The organism is Stutzerimonas stutzeri (genome assembly GCF_038561965.1).
In the GTDB taxonomy this organism is placed as follows: Bacteria; Pseudomonadota; Gammaproteobacteria; order Pseudomonadales; family Pseudomonadaceae; genus Stutzerimonas; species Stutzerimonas stutzeri_AA.
Window position 1 is genome coordinate 657,657 of record NZ_CP139348.1, and the last position, 20,433, is coordinate 678,089.

A 20,433-nucleotide genomic window follows, 5' to 3' on the forward strand; every position below is an offset into this window, starting at 1 on the left:
TTCGTTCAGTGCAGCGATGCCTCGGCTTTCTCGATCGCCGCGAATTCCTCTTCCGGCGTGCCGGCCACCAGATGGTGTCGACTGTAGATCGCGAAATAGGCGATGAAGATCCCGTAGATGATCGCGGCGCCGATCACCACCCGCGGATCGACCAGGAACCCCGCAATCACGGCGATGCAGGCCAACACCAGGGCCACGCCGGACGTGACGATGCCGCCGGGCGTCTTGTACGGGCGATGCAGGTCCGGTCGGCGCAGACGCAGGACGATGTGCGACGCCATCATCAGCACATAGGAGATGGTCGCGCCGAATACCGCCACCAGAATCAGCAGGTCGCCCTGGCCGGTCAGCGACAGGGCGAAGCCGATGATGCCGGGGATGATCAAGGCCAGCACCGGCGCCTTGTTCTTGTTGGTCAGCGACAACTTGCGTGGCAGGTAGCCGGCGCGTGACAGCGCGAAGATTTGCCGCGAGTAGGCATAGATGATCGAGAAGAAGCTGGCGATCAGCCCGGCCAGGCCGACCAGATTGACGAAACCGCTCATCCAGGTTGACGACCCATAGGCGGTGGTCAGTGCTTCCACCAGCGGGTTGCCGGATGCCACCAGCGTGCTGGAGCCGGCGCCGCCTGGGCCGACCAGCAGGATCAGGCCAGCAAAGGCGACCAGTATCAGCATGGCGCCGATCAGCCCGCGCGGCATGTCACGTTGCGGGTTCTTGGTTTCTTCGGCGGCCAGCGGTACGCCTTCGACGGCGAGGAAGAACCAGATCGCGTAGGGAATCGCCGCCCAGATGCCGACGTAGCCATACGGCAGGAAGTTGCTGGCGCCAGCGGCAGTGGTCGGGGCAATGTCCAGCAACTTGTCGACGGAGAAGTGCGGCACCATCGCGACGATGAACACCGCCAAAGCCAGGGCAGCGACGGCGGTGATGATGAACATCAGCTTCAGCGCCTCGCCGACACCGAAGATATGGATGCCGATGAAGATGATGTAGAAGGCCAGATAAATCATCCAGCCGCCAATGCCGAACAATGATTCGCAGTAGGCGCCGATGAACACGGCGATGGCTGCTGGCGCGATGGCGTATTCGATAAGGATCGCCGTGCCGGTGAGAAAGCCACCCAGCGGGCCGAAGGCGGTGCGCGCAAAGCCGTAGCCGCCGCCGGCGGTGGGCACCATCGAGGACAGCTCGGCCAGCGAGAAGCACATGCACAGGTACATGGTTGCCATCAGCAGGGTGGCGATGAACAGGCCGCCCCAGCCGCCCTGGGCCAGACCGAAGTTCCAGCCGGCGTAGTCGCCGGAAATGACATACGCGACGCCGAGACCAACCAGCAACACCCAGCCGGCGGCGCCTTTTTTCAGTTCGCGTTCCTGGAAGTAGCTACTGCCAACGGTTTCGAAATCAATTGCGTGGTGCGGTGGCGTTGAACGGCTGTGTTCGAGAGCCATGGAGGAATCCTCTTGGATAGGTTGGCAAGTCTCTCCCTAGCAAGCGTCGTGCCCCGCACCGAAAGCAATGAAGTTGCGGTGTTTTGTCAGCCAAGTTCGGCAGGAACGCACCTTTTGTGAGCTTCGCGGCACCACGGCGGAGCTCGGCAGGTGTCTTGTTCAAGGCGCGAGCGGCGTTCGCCGCCCGCGCTGACCTATCAGAAGAAGCCCAGGGGATTGATGTCGTAGCTGATCAGCAAGTTCTTGGTCTGCTGATAGCTGTCGAGGATCATCTTGTGGGTTTCGCGCCCGACGCCGGACTTCTTGTAGCCACCGAACGCGGCATGCGCCGGGTAGAGGTGGTAGCAGTTGGTCCAGACGCGGCCCGCCTTGATCGCCCGGCCCATGCGGTAGGCGCGGTTGATGTCGCGGGTCCAGACGCCAGCACCGAGGCCGTACTCGGTGTCATTGGCGATGGCCAATGCTTCGGCTTCATCCTTGAAGGTGGTGACACCGATCACCGGGCCGAAGATTTCCTCCTGGAACACGCGCATCTCGTTGGTGCCCTTGAGCAGGGTCGGCTGAATGTAATAGCCGGTGGCGAGCGAGCCTTCGAGTTTTTCGGCCGCACCGCCGGTGAGCACTTCGGCACCTTCCTGCTTGGCGATCTCGAGGTAGGACAGGATCTTGTCGAATTGCTGCTGGCTGGCTTGCGCACCGACCATGGTGTCGGTATCCAGCGGGTCGCCGCGCTTGATCTGTGCAACCTTCTTCATCACCGCTTCCATGAAGGGCGCGTAGATCGACTCTTGCACCAGCGCGCGCGACGGGCAGGTGCACACCTCGCCCTGGTTGAAGAAGCCCAGTACCAGGCCTTCGGCAGCTTTCTCGATGAAGGTCGGCTCGGCCTGCATGATGTCTTCGAAATAAATGTTCGGGCTCTTGCCGCCCAGTTCCACAGTGCTCGGGATGATGGCCTCTGCGGCACGCTTCATGATGTGCGAGCCCACCGGCGTGGAGCCGGTAAAGGCGATCTTGGCGATGCGTTTGCTGCTGGCCAGCGCCTCGCCGGCCTCACGACCGTAGCCCTGCACCACGTTGAGCACGCCCGGTGGCAGCAGGTCGCCGATCACCTCCATCAGCACCGTGATACCCAGTGGGGTCTGCTCGGCCGGTTTGAGCACCACGCAATTGCCCGCAGCGAGCGCCGGGGCGAGCTTCCAGGCGGCCATCAGGATCGGGAAGTTCCAGGGAATGATCTGCCCCACCACGCCCAGTGGTTCGTGGAAGTGATAGGCCGCGGTGTGCTCGTCGATTTCCGCGCTGGTGCCTTCCTGGGCGCGGATGCAGCCGGCAAAGTAGCGGAAGTGATCAGCCGCCAGCGGGATGTCGGCGTTCAGCGTTTCCCGCACGGCCTTGCCGTTGTCCCAGGTTTCGGTGACGGCGAGCATCTCCAGGTTCTGCTCGATGCGATCGGCGATCTGCAACAGGATCAGCGAGCGCGCCTGCACGCTGGTCTTGCCCCAGGCATCAGCCGCTGCGTGGGCGGCGTCCAGTGCCTTTTCTATATCCGCCGCGTCGGAGCGCGGGAATTCGGCGATCGGCTGGCCGTTCACCGGAGAGAGGTTGGTGAAATACTGCCCGTTGACTGGCTCGACGAACTCGCCATTGATGAAGTTGCCGTAGCGGGCCTTGAGGGTAACGATGGCACCGTCGGTGCCGGGAGGGGCGTAGATCATGTTGGGCTCCAGTTTGTTCTTGGATGGAGATTCGCTGCACAAAGCGTAGATCAGGACTTGAATACTGTCGCGGGCGGCCGAGGGCGCTTTTTGAAGCGGCAAAGCGAAGGCTGCCGCTGGGTTGGGCCGGGGGTAAGATCCCCGGCCCGGGCAGTTAGAGAGCGCTGTGGAAGATGGCCTCTATCTCCTTCTGCGTGGCGCGGCGCGGGTTGGTCAGGCCGCAGGCATCGTTCATGGCGTTGGCTGCCAGGGTAGGGATGTCATCGGCCTTGGCGCCAAGCTCGGCCAGCCCACGCGGAATGCCAATTTCCTGGGACAGGGTGCGGATTGCCGCGAGCGCCGCCTCGGCGCCCTGGGCTGCATCAAGCTCGCGCGTTTCTACGCCCATCGCCGCGGCAATGTCGCGCAGTCGTTCAGGGCAGACGCTGGCGTTGTAGTTCTCCACGTGGGGCAACAGTACGGCGTTGCAGACGCCATGCGGCAGATCGTAGAAACCACCGAGCTGGTGAGCCATGGCATGAACGTAGCCCAGCGAGGCGTTATTGAACGCCATCCCGGCGAGGAATTGCGCGTAGGCCATGTTTTCCCGGGCTGGCATGTCGCTGCCGTTCTCGACTGCGGTACGCAGGTTTGCCGAGATCAGTTCGATGGCCTTGAGCGCGCAGGCGTCGGTGATCGGGGTGGCGGCGGTCGAGACGTAGGCTTCAATCGCGTGGGTGAGCGCGTCCATGCCGGTGGCGGCGGTCAGACCCTTGGGCATGGCTACCATCAGCGCCGGATCGTTCACCGACAGGAGCGGTGTGACGTTGCGGTCGACGATGGCCATTTTCACGTGGCGGGTTTCGTCGGTGATGATGCAGAAGCGAGTCATCTCGCTGGCGGTGCCGGCGGTGGTGTTGATCGCTACCAGTGGCAGTTGCGGTTTGGCAGAGCGGTCCACGCCTTCGTAGTCGGCAATGTGGCCGCCATTGGTGGCACACAGGGCGATGCCCTTGGCGCAGTCATGGGGTGAGCCGCCGCCGAGGGAGATGATGAAATCGCACGCGCTTTCGCGCAGCTGGGTCAGGCCCTTTTCAACGTTGCCCACGGTTGGATTGGGTTGGGCGCCATCGAATACGACTGATTGGATATCCGCGGCAGCCAGCAGCGCCGCAACTTTTTCAGCGACGCCTGCACGCGCCAGCCCTGCGTCGGTGACGATCAGCGCTTTGCGAAAGCCGTAGTTGGCGATGGCGACCATCGCTTCATCGAGGCTTCCGGCGCCCATCATGTTCACTGCGGGTATGAAGAAGGTGCTGCTCATGGAGAATTCCTTGTGCTTGTCTGAAAGTGGTTCTTGCAGCATCGCATCTGAACCGGAGCGTGAAATGATCTGGCTCAAGGAAGTGACCCGTCGGTCGAGTTCCGGCCCTGCGTCTGACTAACGGCGGCTGGTCGGCTGGCAGGGCCTGCTGTGCTAATCTGCGCCGCAGTTTTCAGTGGGTCTCACCGGTTTTGAGGGCTTCCATGCATATCCATATTCTCGGTATCTGCGGCACCTTCATGGGTTCGCTCGCGGTGCTGGCCAAGGCGCTCGGCCATCGTGTTACCGGTTCCGATGCCAACGTATACCCGCCGATGAGCACCCAGCTCGAAGCCCAGGGCATTGAACTGACGCAGGGCTACGAGCCGAGCCAGCTCGAGCCGGCGCCGGATCTAGTGGTGATTGGCAACGCGCTGTCGCGCGGCAACCCGGCGGTGGAATATGTGCTGAACAAGGGTTTGCCATACGTGTCCGGCCCGCAGTGGCTGGCCGATCACGTGCTGCAGGGCCGTTGGGTGCTGGCTGCTGCCGGCACTCACGGCAAAACCACCACCAGCAGCATGCTGGCCTGGGTGCTCGAGCATGCCGGAATGAGTCCGGGTTTTCTCATCGGCGGGGTGCCGCAGAACTTCGGCATTTCCGCACGGCTGGGGGATACGCCGTTCTTCGTGGTCGAGGCGGATGAGTACGACAGCGCCTTCTTCGACAAGCGCAGCAAGTTCGTCCACTACCGCCCGCGCACGGCGATCCTCAACAACCTCGAATTCGACCACGCGGACATCTTCCCGGACCTCGCCGCCATCGAGCGGCAGTTTCACCATCTGGTGCGCACCGTGCCCAGTGAAGGATTGGTCATCCATCCCGAGTCCGAACAGGCGCTCAAGCGTGTGATCGGCATGGGCTGCTGGACGCCGGTGCAGACCACCGGCGAAGGCGGGCAATGGCAGGCAAACCTGCTAAGTGCTGATGGTTCGCGCTTCGAAGTGATTTTCGAAGGTGCCGTTCAGGGCGTGGTGGATTGGGCGCTGACAGGCCAGCACAACGTTAACAACGCGCTGGCGACACTGGCGGCGGCGCGGCATGTGGGCGTGCTGCCGAAGCAGGGCGCCGAGGCGCTGAGCGAGTTTCTGAGCGTCAAGCGACGCATGGAGAAGGTCGCCGAAGTCAGCGGCGTGACCATCTACGACGACTTCGCCCATCACCCGACCGCCATCGCCACCACCCTTGACGGGCTGCGCAAGCAGGTGGGCGATACGCCGATCATTGCCGTGGTCGAGCCGCGCTCCAACTCCATGAAACTCGGTGCGCACCGCGAAGGCTTGGCCGACTCGGTAGCGCTGGCGGATCAGGCCATCTGGTACGCGCCGGCTAATCTAGGCTGGGACTTGGCTGCCACCGTGGCCGGCTCGCCGGTTCCAACCACCGTCTGTGATTCGCTGGAAGCGATCATCGCCAAGGTGAAAGCCGACGCCGCCCCAGGCACTCAGGTGGTGGTCATGAGCAATGGCGGTTTCGGCGGGCTGCACGGCAAGCTGGCCGCCGCACTGGCGTAGGGTGGAAAACGCCGAAGGCTTTTCCACGTGTAAGGTTACGGCCGAAGCGCCAACGCCATGTAACGGTGGAAAACGCTTCGCGGTTTTCCACCCTGCGAGATTGGATACGGCGAATTTGTTTCCAGCGCGTCGCAAGCGAAGCTTAGGCAAGGCGAAACCTTGCGAGAAAGCGGAGCTTGCTGGTGCAAGTGAGCATTTCGAATAAGGTTTCAACGCGGCATACAAGCGCAGCAGCTTTGGGAGCAAATTCATGAGCGGACCGGAACGCATCACCCTGGCCATGACCGGCGCATCCGGCGCGCAGTACGGTCTGCGCCTGCTCGACTGCCTGATCCAGGAAGACCGCGAGGTGCACTTTCTGATCTCCAAGGCGGCGCAGCTGGTCATGGCCACGGAGACCGATGTGGTGCTGCCGGCCAAGCCCCAGGCCATGCAGGCTTTTCTCTCCGAATACACCGGCGCCGCTGCGGGGCAGATCCGCGTATTCGCCAAGGAGGACTGGATGGCGCCGGCCGCGTCGGGTTCCGGCGCGCCGACCGCCATGGTGGTGGTGCCGTGCTCGACCGGCACCCTGTCGGCGATCGCCGCCGGCGCCTGCAACAACCTGATCGAGCGCGCCGCCGACGTCGCGCTCAAGGAGCGCCGGCAGCTGATCCTGGTGCCGCGTGAGGCGCCTTATTCGAGCATCCACCTTGAGAACATGCTCAAGCTATCCAACCTCGGCGTGACCATCCTGCCGGCGTCGCCCGGTTTCTATCACCAGCCGCAGACCATCGATGACCTGGTCGACTTCGTCGTCGCGCGTATCCTCAACCTGCTCAACATCCCGCAGGACATGCTGCCGCGTTGGGGTGAGCACCATATCGTCAGCGACGATTGAAATGATCGGCCGCGGCGCGCTTCTACTGCTTGTCCTGAGCCAGCTGGGCGGTTGCGCCACGGTGCGCACGCTGGATGCGGCCAAGCCCGGCGCGCCGATCATCTATTCCGGCACACGCCTGGATTGGTACAGCCTCAATGGCGGCTGCTGCCCAGTTGACCGCTTCGGTACCTTGCCACCGAGATATCCAGCGCTGGATCTTCCCGCCAGTGCCTTGGTGGATACGCTGCTGCTGCCCTTCGCTGTGGCGGCGGAGCTGGGTGTCGGCCTCGGCGTTCGCGGCGGGCTTTGAGCTGCGTGCAGCATTACTGATCTAGGTTCCGGCTGGCCCCTCGCGCAGCAGGCATAATTTCCAAGTCTTGCGGCACAAGGAGAGAAGGTGTGAAAGACCGGGCTCAGTTCCACATGAATTACTGGATGATCGCCATCCTGGTATTCCTCGGTATCCAGTACCTGCTGTCGATCCAGCAGGAGGTGGCAACCATTCCCTACAGTGAGTTCGAACAGCACCTCAAGGAAGGCCGCGTCGAAGAGCTGGCGATCACCGAGCGCCGCATCGAGGGCACGCTCAAGGAGCCGCTGGCCAGCGGTCAGCGCCGTTTCATCAGCAATCGCGTCGAGCCACAGTTGGCCGAGCATCTGCAGCAGTATCCAGTGCGCTACGCCGGCAAGGTGGAAAGCACCTTGGTGCGCGACTTGGTGTCGTGGATCGTGCCGGCGATGCTGTTCTTCGGCATCTGGCTGTTCCTGCTCAAGCGCATCGGCAGCGGTCTGGGTGGCGGCGGCATGATGCAGATCGGCAAGAGCAAGGCGCGGGTCTACGTCGAAACCGACATGAAGGTGAGCTTCGCCGATGTGGCAGGGGTCGACGAGGCCAAGGACGAGCTCAAGGAAATCATCGAATTCCTCCGTGATCCGCAGACCTACGGCCGCCTCGGCGGACGCATGCCCAAAGGCGTGCTGCTGGTCGGTCCGCCCGGCACCGGCAAGACCTTGCTGGCGCGGGCCGTGGCCGGTGAGGCGAAGGTGCCGTTCTTCTCCATTTCCGGCTCCGAATTCGTCGAGATGTTCGTCGGCGTTGGTGCGGCGCGGGTGCGTGACCTGTTCGAGCAGGCCCGTACCCAGGCGCCGGCGATCATTTTCATCGACGAGCTGGATGCCTTGGGCCGTGCCCGCGGTGCCGGGCCGATGTCGGGTGGGCATGACGAGAAAGAGCAGACGCTCAACCAGCTGCTGGTGGAAATGGACGGTTTCGATACCTCCAGCGGACTGGTCTTGTTGGCTGCCACCAACCGCCCGGAAATTCTCGACCCGGCGTTGCTGCGTGCGGGCCGTTTCGACCGTCAGGTGCTGGTCGATCGCCCGGACAAGATCGGACGGGTGCAGATTCTCAACGTGCACCTGAAAAAGTCGCGACTGGGCACCGATGTTGATCCGCAAGCCATCGCCGCGCTGACACCGGGATTCACCGGGGCCGATCTGGCCAACCTGGTCAACGAGGCAACGCTGCTGGCGACCCGGCGCAATGCCGAGGCGGTGGCCATGGAGGATTTCACCGCAGCGATCGAGCGCATCATCGCCGGGCTGGAGAAGCGCAATCGCCTGCTCAACCCGCGTGAACGCGAGATCGTCGCGTATCACGAAATGGGCCATGCACTGGTGGCCATGGCGCTGCCGGGGGTCGACCCGGTGCACAAGGTGTCGATCATTCCGCGTGGCATGGGCGCGCTGGGCTACACCATCCAGCGGCCGATCGAGGATCGTTTCCTGATGACCCGCGAGGAGCTGGAAAACAAGATGGCCGTTCTGCTCGGCGGGCGCGCCGCCGAGTGGCTGGTGTTCGCCCATTTGTCCACCGGCGCGGCGGACGACCTGGCCAAAGTCACCGATATTGCCCGCGCCATGGTCACCCGCTACGGCATGTCCAAACGCCTCGGCCACCTGGCGCTGGAGCGTGAGCCGAATGCGTTTCTTGGCAATGAGGCAATGTTGGGGCTCAAGCCGCAGCACGACTATGCCGAGAGCACCGCAACCGCCATCGATGAGGAAATACAGGAGCTGGTCCAGTCGGCGTTTCAGCGCAGCCTGGAGCTGCTCGAAGCACGGCGTGAACTACTCGAGCGCTGCGCCCGGCGGTTGCTCCAGCAGGAGACGCTGGATGCCGAAGCGCTGCGCGAACTCAATGCTGCGCCAGTCAGCGATCCGGCTCAGGTGACTGCTCGGATCTGATGCTGTCTGACGGCCCGGCGATCAGCCGGGCTAGCGCCGAGCGTGCTGCGTCAACGCCCATTCGACATGCTCACGCACCAGCTCTGACGGATCGTCGCGGCGCGCTTCGAGCGCTTGCAGCACCGGAATGCTCGAGGGCGCATTGCCCAGGCCGACCGCCAGATTACGCAGCCAGCGCTGGTAGCCGGCGCGGCGCAGCGGCGAGCCCTCGGTGCGGCTGAGAAACTCCTCCTCTGTCCAGCGGAACAGTGTCGCCAGCTCGGCGTTGTCCAGGCTGTGGCGTGGCTGGAAGTCGCTTTGCTCGGTGGGGCGGGCGAAGCGGTTCCACGGGCAGACGATCTGGCAATCGTCGCAGCCGAATACGCGGTTGCCAATCTTGTCGCGCAGCTCGACCGGAATCGGTCCTTTCAGCTCGATGGTGAGATAGGAAATGCAGCGCCGCGCATCCAGCAGTCGTTCGCCGACGAAGGCATCAGTGGGGCAGGCGTCCAGGCAGGCATGGCAGCTGCCGCAGTGATCACGAGTCATCGACTCATCGACCGGCAGGGCGATATCGACGAACAGCTCGCCGAGAAAGAACCAACTACCGGCCTTGCGGTTGAGCAGCAGGGTGTTCTTGCCGATCCAGCCGAGGCCGGCCTGCTGCCCGGCGGCCTTTTCCAGCACCGGTGCGCTGTCGACGAAGGCGCGAAAGCCGAACGGGCCGACCTCCTGCTGAATGCGCTCGGCGAGCTGCTGGATGCGTTTGCGGATCAGCTTGTGATAGTCGCGGCCCAGCGCATAACGCGACACGTAAGCCTTTTCCGGGCTGGCCAGCTGCTGGGTCATGCGTGTGTCGCCGGGCAGGTAGTCCATGCGCAGGGAGATGACGCGCAGCGTGCCGGGCACCAGTTCGTCCGGTCGTGAGCGCTTGGTGCCGTGGGCGGCCATATAGTCCATTTCGCCCTGATAGCCGGCCGCCAGCCAGGCCTCCAGGTGCGCTTCATGCTCACCGAGGTCGACATCGGTGATGCCGACCTGCTGAAAACCGAGCTCACGCCCCCACTCTTTGATAGAGGCGGCAAGGGCGGCTGGATCTAGAGTTTGGCTGGACATCGGAGAGTAGGGCGGCTTGGCGGGCGGGTGCGTATAATTCTGCCAGACATTCCGCCGCGATGATCCCTGCTCCGATGACCGATTCTCTGCCCGTCGCTCTGTACACCGCCGCACAGGTGCGCGAACTCGATGCGCGACTGATCGCCGCTGGCACTCCTGGTTTCGAACTTATGCAGCGTGCCGCCCATGCCGCCTGGCGTGCGCTGCGCCGGCGCTGGCCCGAAACCGGGGTGGTCACTGTGCTGGCCGGGCGCGGTAATAACGCCGGCGACGGCTATCTGCTGGCGGCGCTGGCGCAGCGTGCCGGCTGGCAGGTCGCGGTGCTGGCGGCAGGTGACCCGCAAGCGCTGCAGGGTGACGCCGCGCTGGCCCTCGCCGAGGCGCAGGCATGTGGCGTGGCCATCGGGCCCTGGCATGCCGACGCGCCGCTCCAGGGTGTGCTGGTGGATGCGCTGCTGGGCACCGGCATTTCCGGCGACGTGCGCGAACCCTATGTCGCTGCGATCGAGGCGATCAATGCCAGTGGGTTACCGGTGCTGGCGATCGATCTGCCTTCCGGGCTCTGCGCTGACACCGGGCATGTGCTGGGTCATGCGGTGCGTGCCGACCTTAGCGTCACCTTTATAGGCCTCAAGCTCGGTCTGTTCACTGGTGATGGTCCCGATCGCGTCGGCACGCTGGTGTTCGATGACCTGCAGGCCGATCCGCAGATCGTCAGTCAGGTCGAAAGCGCAGCTGTCCGCCTCGATCGGCCCATGTTGGCGCAGGTCGCGCCACGCTCGCCGGTCGCGCACAAGGGCAGTTTTGGTCAGGTGTTGGTGATTGGCGGCGATCTGGGTACTGGCGGCGCCGCACTGCTCAGTGCCGAGGCGGCGTTGCGCTGCGGCGCCGGCATGGTGACGCTGGCGACCCGGCCGGAACACGTAACGGCCTCGCTGGTACGGCGGCCGGAAATCATGTGCAGCGGCGTCGAGTCAACCTACGGTCTGACGGCGCTCGTCGAGCGTGCCGATGTTTTGGTGGTCGGCCCTGGGCTCGGGCAAACGCCGTGGGGTCGTAGCCTGTTATCACTCACGGCGCAGCGTGATTTGCCGCAGGTGTGGGATGCCGATGCGCTGAACCTGCTGGCGGCTGGTGCCGTCGAATTGCCGGCAGGGAGCGTGATTACACCGCATCCGGGCGAGGCCGCGCGCCTGCTGCAATGCTCGGTGGGCGAGGTCCAGGCCGATCGCCCGGCCGCGGCACGCGCATTGGCCCGGCGTTATGCCTGCGTGGCGCTGTTGAAGGGCGCCGGTACGCTGATTGCCGCAGCGAATGGCCGGCTCGCGCTCTGTGATCGCGGCCATCCGGCCATGGCCGGCGCCGGCCTCGGCGATGTGTTGGCCGGCGTGATCGGCGCCTTGCTGGCACAGGACTTGACGCCATTCGACGCGGCCTGCCTGGGTGCCTGGTTGCACGCCGCCTCAGGTGAGCGCCTAGGTGAGCAGGGCCGGGGGCTGGCCGCCAGTGATCTGATTCCCGTGATCCGACAGTTGCTTGAGGAGCAGTCGCCATGCCTGAAGTGAACCTGTACGCCGCTGACGAGGACGCCATGCTGGCCGTGGGCGCACGAATCGCTCAGGTGACCGACGGTCGTGGCGTCATCTATCTGCACGGTGATCTAGGTGCCGGCAAGACGACGCTGTCGCGCGGCCTGATCCGCGGCTTTGGCCATGAGGGCAAGGTCAAGAGCCCGACCTTCACCCTGGTCGAGCCTTACGAGTTAGGCGACGTGCAGGTCTTCCATTTCGACCTTTATCGCCTGGTCGACCCGGAAGAGCTGGAATTTCTCGGCATTCGCGACTATTTCGAAGGCAATGCGCTGTGCCTGATCGAATGGCCGGAGCGCGGGGCGGGCATTTTGCCAAAGGCCGACATGGACATTACCATTGCACCGCATGAGGCCGGCCGTACGCTGCGCCTGTCGCCCCACACTGCGCGGGGCGAAGCCTGGTGTGTCGCCCTGACCGACGGAGAGCTATGAATAACATGGGTTTGGGTATGCGCATTCGCACCCTTATAGGCGGACTGGTGCTGTTGCTGATGGCAGCGGACCTGTTGGCTGCCAGCGATGTGCAGAGCGTGCGACTGTGGCGCGCGCCGGACAACACCCGCCTGGTGTTCGATCTGTCCGGTCCGGTCGAGCACAAGATCTTCACGCTCACTTCGCCTGATCGGCTGGTCATCGATGTCACAGGCGCCACGCTCAAGGCTCAGCTCGACAAACTCGGGCTACAGAACACGCCGGTAGCTTCGCTGCGTGCCGGTCAGCATGACGCCAACACCCTGCGTGTAGTGGTCGACCTGCACGCGCCAGTCTCGCCGAAGAGCTTCAGCCTGGCGCCCAATCAGCAATACGGGCACCGCCTGGTGGTCGATCTGTTCGACCAGGCAACGGCTGCCCGCGCCGCGACACAGCCACCAGCCACCGCTACCCCGGCCACGCCTGCCGCCCCTGTTTCGCCAACCCTGCCAGCGGTCAAGCTGCCTGCTACGGGCGGCAGCAAGCGTGACATCGTGATCGCCATCGACGCTGGTCATGGTGGCGAAGATCCGGGTGCGATCGGGCCTGGCAAGGTCTACGAGAAGCATGTGGTGCTGCAGATATCCAAGGAACTGCAGCGCCAGATCAACGCCGACAAAGGCTTTCGTGCCGAACTGGTGCGCACCGGCGATTACTTCATTCCGCTGCGCAAGCGCACCGAGATCGCGCGCAAGAAAGGCGCCGATCTGTTCGTCTCGATCCATGCCGATGCCGCCCCGCGCTCGGCGGCTTACGGTGCCTCGGTGTTCGCTTTGTCGGACCGCGGCGCCACATCGGAAACCGCGCGCTGGCTGGCCGACAGTGAAAACCGTTCCGATCTGATCGGCGGTGCTGGCAACGTCAGTCTCGGCGACAAGGATCAGATGCTCGCAGGCGTGTTGCTGGACCTGTCGATGACCGCTTCCTTGTCTTCCAGTCTCAACGTCGGGCAGAAGGTGTTGAGCAACATGGGGCGTATCACCCCGTTGCACAAACGCCGTGTCGAGCAGGCCGGCTTCATGGTGCTGAAGTCGCCGGACATACCATCGATTCTGGTGGAAACCGGGTTTATCTCGAATCCTTCGGAAGCCAAGAAACTACAGACGGCTAGCCACCAGCAATCGCTGGCGCGCTCGATTCACAGTGGCGTGCGGCAGTTCTTCCATGAAAACCCACCGCCTGGCACCTACGTCGCCTGGCTGCGGGACTCCGGCAAGATCGCCAGTGCGCCGCGCGAGCATGTGGTGCGTTCGGGCGAGAGCCTGGCATTGCTCGCTCAGCGCTATCAGGTCAGCCTGGCGGCTTTGCGCAGTTCCAACAGCCTGAGTAATGACGTGATCAAGGTCGGCCAAACGCTGAATATCCCCGCTACCACACTGGCTTCTCAGCCATGACCGATACGCCGCGCATCCAGCTGCTCAGTCCGCGGCTGGCGAACCAGATCGCCGCCGGTGAGGTGGTCGAACGTCCGGCCTCGGTGATCAAGGAGCTGCTGGAGAACAGCCTGGACTCGGGCGCGACTCGCATTGAGGTCGACATTGAGCAAGGCGGCGCCAAGCTGCTGCGGGTACGTGACGACGGTTGCGGTATTGCCCCGGATGACTTGCCGCTGGCCCTGGCGCGCCACGCCACCAGCAAGATTCGCGATCTGGAAGATCTTGAGCGGGTCATGAGCCTGGGTTTTCGAGGTGAGGCGCTGGCGTCGATCAGCTCCGTCTCGCGCCTGACCATGACCTCGCGTACCGCCGATGCCAGTGAGGCCTGGCAGGTGGAAACCGAAGGGCGGGAAATGGAGGCGCGGGTGCAGCCGGCGGCGCACCCGGTCGGCACCTCCGTCGAAGTGCGTGACCTGTTTTTCAACACACCGGCGCGGCGCAAGTTCCTGCGCACCGAGAAGACCGAGTTCGACCACCTGCAGGAGGTGATCAAGCGCCTGGCACTGGCGCGTTTCGACGTTGCCTTCCATCTGCGGCATAACGGCAAAGCGATATTGGCGCTGCACCAGGCGGGCGATAACGCGTCGCGTGGACGGCGAGTGGCTGCGGTTTGCGGGCCGGCGTTCCTCGAACAGGCGCTGCCCATCGAGATCGAGCGTAACGGGTTGCGGTTGTGGGGTTGGGTTGGGTTGCCGACCTTCTCGCGCAGCCAGGCCGACCTGCAGTATTTCTACGTCAACGGTCGCATGGTCCGCGACAAGCTGGTCGCCCACGCCGTGCGCCAGGCCTATCGCGACGTGCTGTTCAATGGGCGGCATCCGACCTTCGTGCTGTTCCTCGATGTTGATCCGGCGGTGGTGGATGTCAATGTGCACCCCACCAAGCACGAGGTGCGTTTCCGCGACAGCCGAATGGTGCACGACTTCCTTTACGGGACGCTGCATCGTGCGCTGGGCGACGTGCGTCCGGAGGATCAGCTCGCGGCGCCGGCCAGCGTCTCTCCAATGACCCAGGCTTCCGGGCTTGCCGCTGGCGAGTTCGCCGGGCAGAACGAAATGAGTCTGGCGGCCAGCGTGCTTGAGCGGCCCCAGGGCGATACGTCGTCCTGGCGCGGCGCAGGGGCCGGTTATCAGGCGCCACGCCCAGCATCTGCAGGCTATACCGCCGAAGCTCAGGGCGCTTATCGCGAGTTCTTCACGCCGTTGCCCGAAAGTGGTCCCGCAGCACTGCCGGCGAGTCAGGATGACGTTCCGCCGCTGGGGTATGCGCTGGCGCAGCTCAAGGGCGTCTACATCCTCGCCGAGAATGCCCAGGGCATGGTGCTGGTTGACATGCACGCCGCTCACGAACGCATCACTTACGAACGGCTGAAGACGGCCATGGCCAGCGAAGGGCTGCGCGGCCAGCCGCTGCTGGTGCCCGAATCCATCGCGGTCAGCCAGCGTGAAGCCGATTGTGCCGAAGAGCACGGGCAATGGTTCCAGAAGCTGGGCTTCGAGTTGCAGCGACTAGGGCCGGAGACATTGGCGATTCGGCAGATTCCATCGCTGCTCAAACAGGCTGAAGCAACCCAGCTGGTGCGCGACGTGCTGGCTGACCTGCTCGAGTACGGCACCAGCGATCGTATCCAGGCGCATCTCAACGAGCTGCTGGCAACTATGGCTTGCCATGGTGCGGTGCGCGCCAACCGACGCTTGACGCTACCGGAAATGAACGCCTTGCTGCGCGATATGGAACACACCGAGCGCAGCGGACAATGCAATCACGGCCGGCCGACCTGGACCCAGCTTGGCATGGACGAGCTGGACAAGCTGTTCATGCGTGGGCGGTAAGTAACGTCCTCGGCGAGCCACGCTTGCAGCCGGCCGCCCGCCACCGGACACTATGCCGCCGTGCCCGCGAGCCTGCCGATGCCTTCCATGCCTCCTGCCATCTTCCTTATGGGCCCGACTGCTTCGGGCAAGACCGATCTGGCGCTGGAGTTGGCTCGCGTGCTGCCCTGTGAGCTGATCAGCGTCGACTCGGCATTGGTCTATCGCGGCATGGACATCGGCACGGCGAAACCCTCATCCGAAGTGCTGGCGGAGTTTCCGCATCGCTTGGTGGATATTCGCGATCCGGCTGAGAGTTACTCGGCGGCCGAGTTCAGTGCGGATGCGCTGGCAGCCATGGCCGAAATCACTGCCGCTGGGCGCATCCCCCTGCTGGTTGGTGGGACCATGTTGTATTTCAAGGCATTGCAGGAAGGCCTCGCTGACATGCCCGCGGCCGATCCCTTGCTGCGCGCCGAGTTGGAAACCATGGCCGCGACCGAAGGGTTGCAGGCGCTACACGATCAACTGGCGCAGGTCGATCCGGAGTCGGCTGCGCGCATTCATCCCAACGACCCGCAACGGCTGGTGCGCGCGCTGGAGGTCTATCGCGTCAGTGGCTTGACCATGAGCGAGCACCGCGCCCGACAAAGGTCGCAAAAAGGCGCCGCAGACGCGCCGGGCTCGGGTGTCTTGCCTTATACTCTCGCGCAACTGTCCATCGCCCCTGCGCAACGCCATATTCTGCATGAGCGTATTGAGAGCCGTTTTCGGCACATGGTTGAACAGGGTCTCGTCGAAGAGGTCGAAGCCCTGAGGCGCCGCGGTGATCTGCATCTCGGAATGCCGTCGATACGTGCGGTCGGTTATCGTCAGGTCTGGGAATATCTGGACGGATCATCGACCCGAGAGGAAATGGTGGAGCGCGGCATTATTGCAACTCGGCAACTGGCCAAGCGGCAATTCACCTGGTTGCGGAGTTGGGGGGAGGTACACTGGCTGGACAGTTTGTCCCGCGACAATCTGCCGCGCGCATTGAAATACCTGCAATCGCTCTCCATATTGAGCTGACACTGCGAATTGACCGTCTATTCTCAAACACGTGGATCGTCGGTTTTACTTTTAGAACACTAATGAAAACAGATCCTCTAAGGAGTGCGGCACATGTCAAAAGGGCATTCGCTACAAGACCCTTACCTCAACACACTGCGTAAGGAACGCGTCCCGGTTTCCATCTATCTGGTTAACGGCATCAAGCTGCAGGGCCAGATCGAATCCTTCGACCAATTCGTCATTCTTCTGAAGAATACCGTCAGCCAGATGGTTTATAAGCACGCGATTTCCACTGTTGTGCCGGGCCGCCCTGTGCGCCTGCCGACCGCTGGCGATGCCGAGCAATCCGAGTCGGGCAACGATTGAGGTAGGTTTCCTTGTTCTTCGAACGTCCCGGTGGTGGTGAGCGGGCTATCCTGGTGCACCTGGATGGCCAGGACCCCGCGGCACGCGAGGATCCACAGGAGTTCCAGGAGTTGGCGCGCTCCGCTGGTGCCGAAGCGGTTGGCTTCGTCAACGTCGCTCGGCATCAGCCGACCGCCAAGTTCCTGATTGGCAGCGGCAAGGTCGAGGAGTTGCATGACCTCGTCAAGGATGGCGAGGCCGAACTGGTGATCTTCAATCACACGTTGACGCCCAGTCAGGAGCGTAACCTTGAGCGGGCGCTCGAATGCCGCGTGCTGGATCGTACTGGTCTGATTCTGGATATCTTCGCGCAGCGTGCTCGTACCCATGAGGGCAAGCTGCAGGTCGAACTGGCCCAGCTCGAGCACATGAGCACGCGCCTGGTTCGAGGCTGGACCCACCTTGAGCGTCAGAAGGGCGGTATCGGTCTGCGTGGCCCGGGTGAAACCCAGCTGGAAACCGACCGCCGCCTGTTGCGTGTGCGCATTCGTCAAATCAAGCAACGTCTGGAAAAGGTCCGCGGGCAGCGCGAGCAGGCTCGTCGCGGCCGTCGTCGCGCCGATATCCCCTCGGTGTCGCTGGTCGGTTACACGAACGCCGGCAAGTCTACTCTGTTCAATGCACTGACCGAGTCCGACGTCTACGCGGCAAATCAGCTGTTCGCCACGCTCGATCCGACTCTGCGCCGATTGGAGCTTAACGATATCGGGCCGGTGGTGCTGGCCGATACCGTGGGTTTCATTCGTCATCTGCCGCACAAGTTGGTGGAGTCTTTCCGGGCGACGCTGGAAGAATCCAGCAATGCTGACTTGCTGTTGCATGTCATTGATGCGCACGAGCCAGAGCGTGATCAGCAGATCGAGCAGGTGCTGGCCGTGCTCGGAGAGATCGGCGCCAACGAACTGCCGATGCTTGAGGTCTACAACAAGGTCGATCTCATGGTCGGTATCGAGCCGCAAATTCAGCGTGATGCCGATGGTAGGCCTCAGCGCGTTTGGGTGTCTGCGCGTGACGGGTTGGGCTTGGATCTGGTGCGCCAGGCAATTGCCGAACTGCTGGGTAATGACCTGTTTGTCGGCACGCTGCGGTTGCCGCAGCAACTCGGGCGGCTGCGTGCGCAGTTCTTCGAGCTGAGTGCTGTGCAGCGCGAAACTCATGACGAAGAGGGTGGAAGTCTGCTTGAGGTTCGCCTGCCGAGAATCGAATTGAATCGCTTGATCAGCCGCGAAGGGTTGCGGGTGGACGAGTTCATCGAGCAACACACTTTGCAATAAAGCCTGCGCTGGCAATTTTGCCGGTCGTTCGGGGCTTTCTGTAGCATTGGCGGGCGCGCCGTGGGCGCGCCTTTAGCTTTATTTGAATGGAGAGCGCTATGGCTTGGAATGAGCCGGGTGGCAACTCGAACAACCAGGATCCCTGGGGCAGCGGTGGCGGTGGCCGACGTGGTGGTGGCGACCAGAAAGGCCCGCCGGATCTCGATGAGGCTTTCCGCAAGCTGCAGGACAGCCTGAACGGCATGTTCGGCGGCAAGAAACGTGGTGGCGGCAGTAATTTGGGCGGCAGCGGCAAGCGCGGCGGTTTCGGCTTGGTCTGGATTGCCCTGGTCGTCCTGCTGGCGGTATGGCTGTTCAATGCCATCTACATCGTCGACGAGCAGGAGCAGGCAGTCGTGCTGCGCTTCGGCAAGTATCACGAGACGGTGGGGCCGGGCCTGAACATCTATTTCCCGCCGATCGACCGCAAGTTCCAAGAGAACGTTACCCGCGAGCGCTCGTACAGCAAGCAGGGTCAGATGCTCACCGAGGATGAAAACATCATCGAGGTGCCGCTCACCGTTCAGTACAAGATCAGCAATCTGCAGTCCTTCGTGCTTAGCGTAGACCAGCCCGAGGTCAGCTTGCAGCATGCTACCGATAGCGCGGTGCGCCACGTGGTGGGCTCGACGGCAATGGACCAGGTGCTGACCGAAGGTCGTGAGGTCATGGCTGGTGAGGTCAAGGAGCGTCTGCAACGGTTCCTCGACAACTATGGCACTGGCATCGTTGTCACTCAGGTCAACCTGCAAAGTGCGGCAGCGCCGCGTGAAGTGCAGGAAGCGTTCGATGACGTGATTCGTGCGCGTGAAGACGAACAGCGCGAGAAGAATCAGGCTGAATCCTATGCCAACGGCGTGATTCCCGAAGCCCGCGGCCAGGCCCAGCGTATGCTGGAAGAGGCCAGTGGTTATCGCGATGCGGTGATTTCGCGTGCGACAGGTGAGGCTGATCGCTTCAGCAAGCTGGTTGCCGAGTATCGCAAGGCGCCAGAGGTCACTCGCGAGCGTCTGTATCTGGAAACCATGCAGGAAGTCATGAGCAATACCAGTAAGGTCATGATCAGCGGCGACGGTGGGCAGAACTTGCTCTATCTGCCGCTGGACAAGATGATCAACAGCCGCGGCGCAAGCACGCCAGCGCCTGCCGGCGTGGCTTCGGGTGCGGCAGCCCAGGGCACTCGCTTGCCGCCGGAGCTGGATCCGCGTGAAGTTCGTACGAGGGAGAGTCGCTGATGAGCAATAAATCCCTTACGGCACTGATCGTGGGTGTAGTCGCCGCAATCGTCCTGTGGAACAGCTTCTACATCGTCTCGCAGACTGAGCGCGCGGTACTGCTGCGCTTTGGTCGCATCGTTGAGCCTGATGTGAAGCCGGGTCTGCACATGAAGATTCCGTACGTGAACTCGGTGCGCAAGTTCGATGCGCGACTGCTGACGTTGGATACGACCACTTCGCGCTTCCTGACGCTGGAGAAGAAAGCGTTGATGGTCGATTCCTACGCCAAGTGGCGCGTGGACGATGCCGAGCGCTTCTATACCGCGACATCGGGTGTGAAGCAGATCGCTGATGAACGTCTGGCGCGTCGTCTCGAGGCGGCGCTGCGTGACCAGTTCGGTAAGCGCACGTTGCATGAGTCCGTGTCCGGACAGCGTGACGAGCTGATGGCGCAGGTCACTACCAGCCTGAATCGTGCAGCACAGCAGGAGCTGGGCATTGAAGTCGTCGACGTGCGGGTCAAGGGTATCGACCTGCCACGTGAAGTGAACCGCAGCGTGTTCGAGCGGATGAGTTCCGAGCGTGAGCGTGAAGCTCGTGAGCATCGCGCCAAAGGTAAGGAGCTCGCCGAAGGTATCCGCGCCGATGCCGATCGTCAGCGACGTGTACTGCTGGCCGAGGCGTTCCGTGAGGCCGAGGAGCTGCGTGGTGATGGTGATGCCAGAGCTGCAGCGATCTATGCTTCGGCGTACGGGCAGGATCAGGAGTTCTACGCGTTCCACCGTAGCCTGCAGGCCTACCGCGAAAGCTTCTCCAGCAAGGAAGACGTGATGGTGCTCGATCCGAAGAGCGACTTCTTCCGTTACCTGGAAAGCAGCAAGTAGCGCTTCATGGCAACCTGTCC

The 20,433-nt window shown here is 63.0% G+C and carries 17 protein-coding genes; 13 read left to right on the plus strand and 4 right to left on the minus strand.

Annotated features, from left to right (window positions below):
* Positions 1-5: 5 nt before the first annotated feature.
* The 3 genes from eat to yiaY all read right to left on the minus strand — a co-directional run bounded on the left by eat (position 6) and on the right by yiaY (position 4,475).
* Positions 6-1,454 carry an ethanolamine permease gene (gene eat, locus SM130_RS02890; protein ID WP_102824329.1) on the minus strand — a complete coding sequence of 483 codons (1,449 nt, stop codon included), beginning with the start codon at positions 1,452-1,454 and terminating at the stop codon, positions 6-8.
* A gap of 197 nt (positions 1,455-1,651) precedes the next feature.
* Positions 1,652-3,172 (minus strand): acetaldehyde dehydrogenase ExaC, encoded by a 1,521-nt coding sequence (exaC, locus tag SM130_RS02895; RefSeq protein ID WP_102824330.1) that lies wholly within the window; start codon positions 3,170-3,172, stop codon positions 1,652-1,654.
* A gap of 154 nt (positions 3,173-3,326) precedes the next feature.
* Positions 3,327-4,475 carry an L-threonine dehydrogenase gene (gene yiaY / locus SM130_RS02900; RefSeq protein ID WP_102824331.1) on the minus strand — a complete coding sequence of 383 codons (1,149 nt, stop codon included), beginning with the start codon at positions 4,473-4,475 and terminating at the stop codon, positions 3,327-3,329.
* 203 nt (positions 4,476-4,678) lie between these two features.
* Here yiaY and mpl point away from each other — a divergent pair, with 203 nt between their 5' ends.
* The 4 genes from mpl to ftsH all read left to right on the plus strand — a co-directional run bounded on the left by mpl (position 4,679) and on the right by ftsH (position 9,137).
* Positions 4,679-6,028 carry a UDP-N-acetylmuramate:L-alanyl-gamma-D-glutamyl-meso-diaminopimelate ligase gene (mpl, locus tag SM130_RS02905; protein WP_102824332.1) on the plus strand — a complete coding sequence of 450 codons (1,350 nt, stop codon included), beginning with the start codon at positions 4,679-4,681 and terminating at the stop codon, positions 6,026-6,028.
* A gap of 250 nt (positions 6,029-6,278) precedes the next feature.
* Entirely contained in the window at positions 6,279-6,908 is a 630-nt protein-coding gene (gene ubiX / locus SM130_RS02910; RefSeq protein ID WP_102824333.1) for a flavin prenyltransferase UbiX, read from the plus strand.
* A 1-nt stretch (position 6,909) separates the two neighbouring features.
* Positions 6,910-7,200: a YceK/YidQ family lipoprotein gene (locus SM130_RS02915; RefSeq protein ID WP_102824334.1), complete on the plus strand. Its 291-nt coding sequence runs from the start codon at positions 6,910-6,912 to the stop codon at positions 7,198-7,200.
* Between the two features lie 89 nt (positions 7,201-7,289).
* Positions 7,290-9,137 (plus strand): ATP-dependent zinc metalloprotease FtsH, encoded by a 1,848-nt coding sequence (ftsH, locus tag SM130_RS02920; protein WP_102824335.1) that lies wholly within the window; start codon positions 7,290-7,292, stop codon positions 9,135-9,137.
* A gap of 30 nt (positions 9,138-9,167) precedes the next feature.
* On the opposite strand, the gene queG is transcribed toward ftsH, so the two are convergent.
* A complete protein-coding gene (gene queG, locus SM130_RS02925) occupies positions 9,168-10,232 on the minus strand; it encodes a tRNA epoxyqueuosine(34) reductase QueG (RefSeq protein ID WP_102824336.1) in 1,065 nt (354 codons plus the stop codon).
* Positions 10,233-10,306: 74 nt separating this feature from the next.
* Here queG and SM130_RS02930 point away from each other — a divergent pair, with 74 nt between their 5' ends.
* The 9 genes from SM130_RS02930 to hflC all read left to right on the plus strand — a co-directional run bounded on the left by SM130_RS02930 (position 10,307) and on the right by hflC (position 20,413).
* Positions 10,307-11,797, plus strand: coding sequence for an NAD(P)H-hydrate dehydratase (locus tag SM130_RS02930; protein WP_102824337.1), 1,491 nt, complete (start codon positions 10,307-10,309; stop codon positions 11,795-11,797).
* The gene (tsaE, locus tag SM130_RS02935) at positions 11,785-12,255 is read left to right on the plus strand and encodes a tRNA (adenosine(37)-N6)-threonylcarbamoyltransferase complex ATPase subunit type 1 TsaE (RefSeq protein ID WP_102824338.1); all 471 of its coding nucleotides are present in this window, start codon (positions 11,785-11,787) and stop codon (positions 12,253-12,255) included. The genes SM130_RS02930 and tsaE overlap by 13 nt, the downstream gene beginning before the upstream one ends.
* A 17-nt stretch (positions 12,256-12,272) precedes the next feature.
* Positions 12,273-13,688: an N-acetylmuramoyl-L-alanine amidase gene (locus SM130_RS02940; RefSeq protein WP_102824632.1), complete on the plus strand. Its 1,416-nt coding sequence runs from the start codon at positions 12,273-12,275 to the stop codon at positions 13,686-13,688.
* On the plus strand, positions 13,685-15,562 hold the full coding sequence (mutL, locus tag SM130_RS02945) for a DNA mismatch repair endonuclease MutL (RefSeq protein ID WP_102824339.1): 1,878 nt from the start codon (positions 13,685-13,687) through the stop codon (positions 15,560-15,562). The genes SM130_RS02940 and mutL overlap by 4 nt, the downstream gene beginning before the upstream one ends.
* Before the next feature lie 78 nt (positions 15,563-15,640).
* A complete protein-coding gene (gene miaA, locus SM130_RS02950) occupies positions 15,641-16,612 on the plus strand; it encodes a tRNA (adenosine(37)-N6)-dimethylallyltransferase MiaA (RefSeq protein WP_102824340.1) in 972 nt (323 codons plus the stop codon).
* 93 nt (positions 16,613-16,705) lie between these two features.
* Entirely contained in the window at positions 16,706-16,960 is a 255-nt protein-coding gene (gene hfq / locus SM130_RS02955; protein WP_003283098.1) for an RNA chaperone Hfq, read from the plus strand.
* Positions 16,961-16,971: 11 nt separating this feature from the next.
* The gene (gene hflX, locus SM130_RS02960) at positions 16,972-18,273 is read left to right on the plus strand and encodes a ribosome rescue GTPase HflX (RefSeq protein ID WP_102824341.1); all 1,302 of its coding nucleotides are present in this window, start codon (positions 16,972-16,974) and stop codon (positions 18,271-18,273) included.
* Positions 18,274-18,371: 98 nt separating this feature from the next.
* On the plus strand, positions 18,372-19,547 hold the full coding sequence (gene hflK, locus SM130_RS02965; protein WP_102824342.1) for an FtsH protease activity modulator HflK: 1,176 nt from the start codon (positions 18,372-18,374) through the stop codon (positions 19,545-19,547).
* Entirely contained in the window at positions 19,547-20,413 is an 867-nt protein-coding gene (hflC, locus tag SM130_RS02970; protein WP_102824343.1) for a protease modulator HflC, read from the plus strand. Before hflK ends, hflC begins: the two co-directional genes overlap by 1 nt.
* Positions 20,414-20,433: the final 20 nt, after the last annotated feature.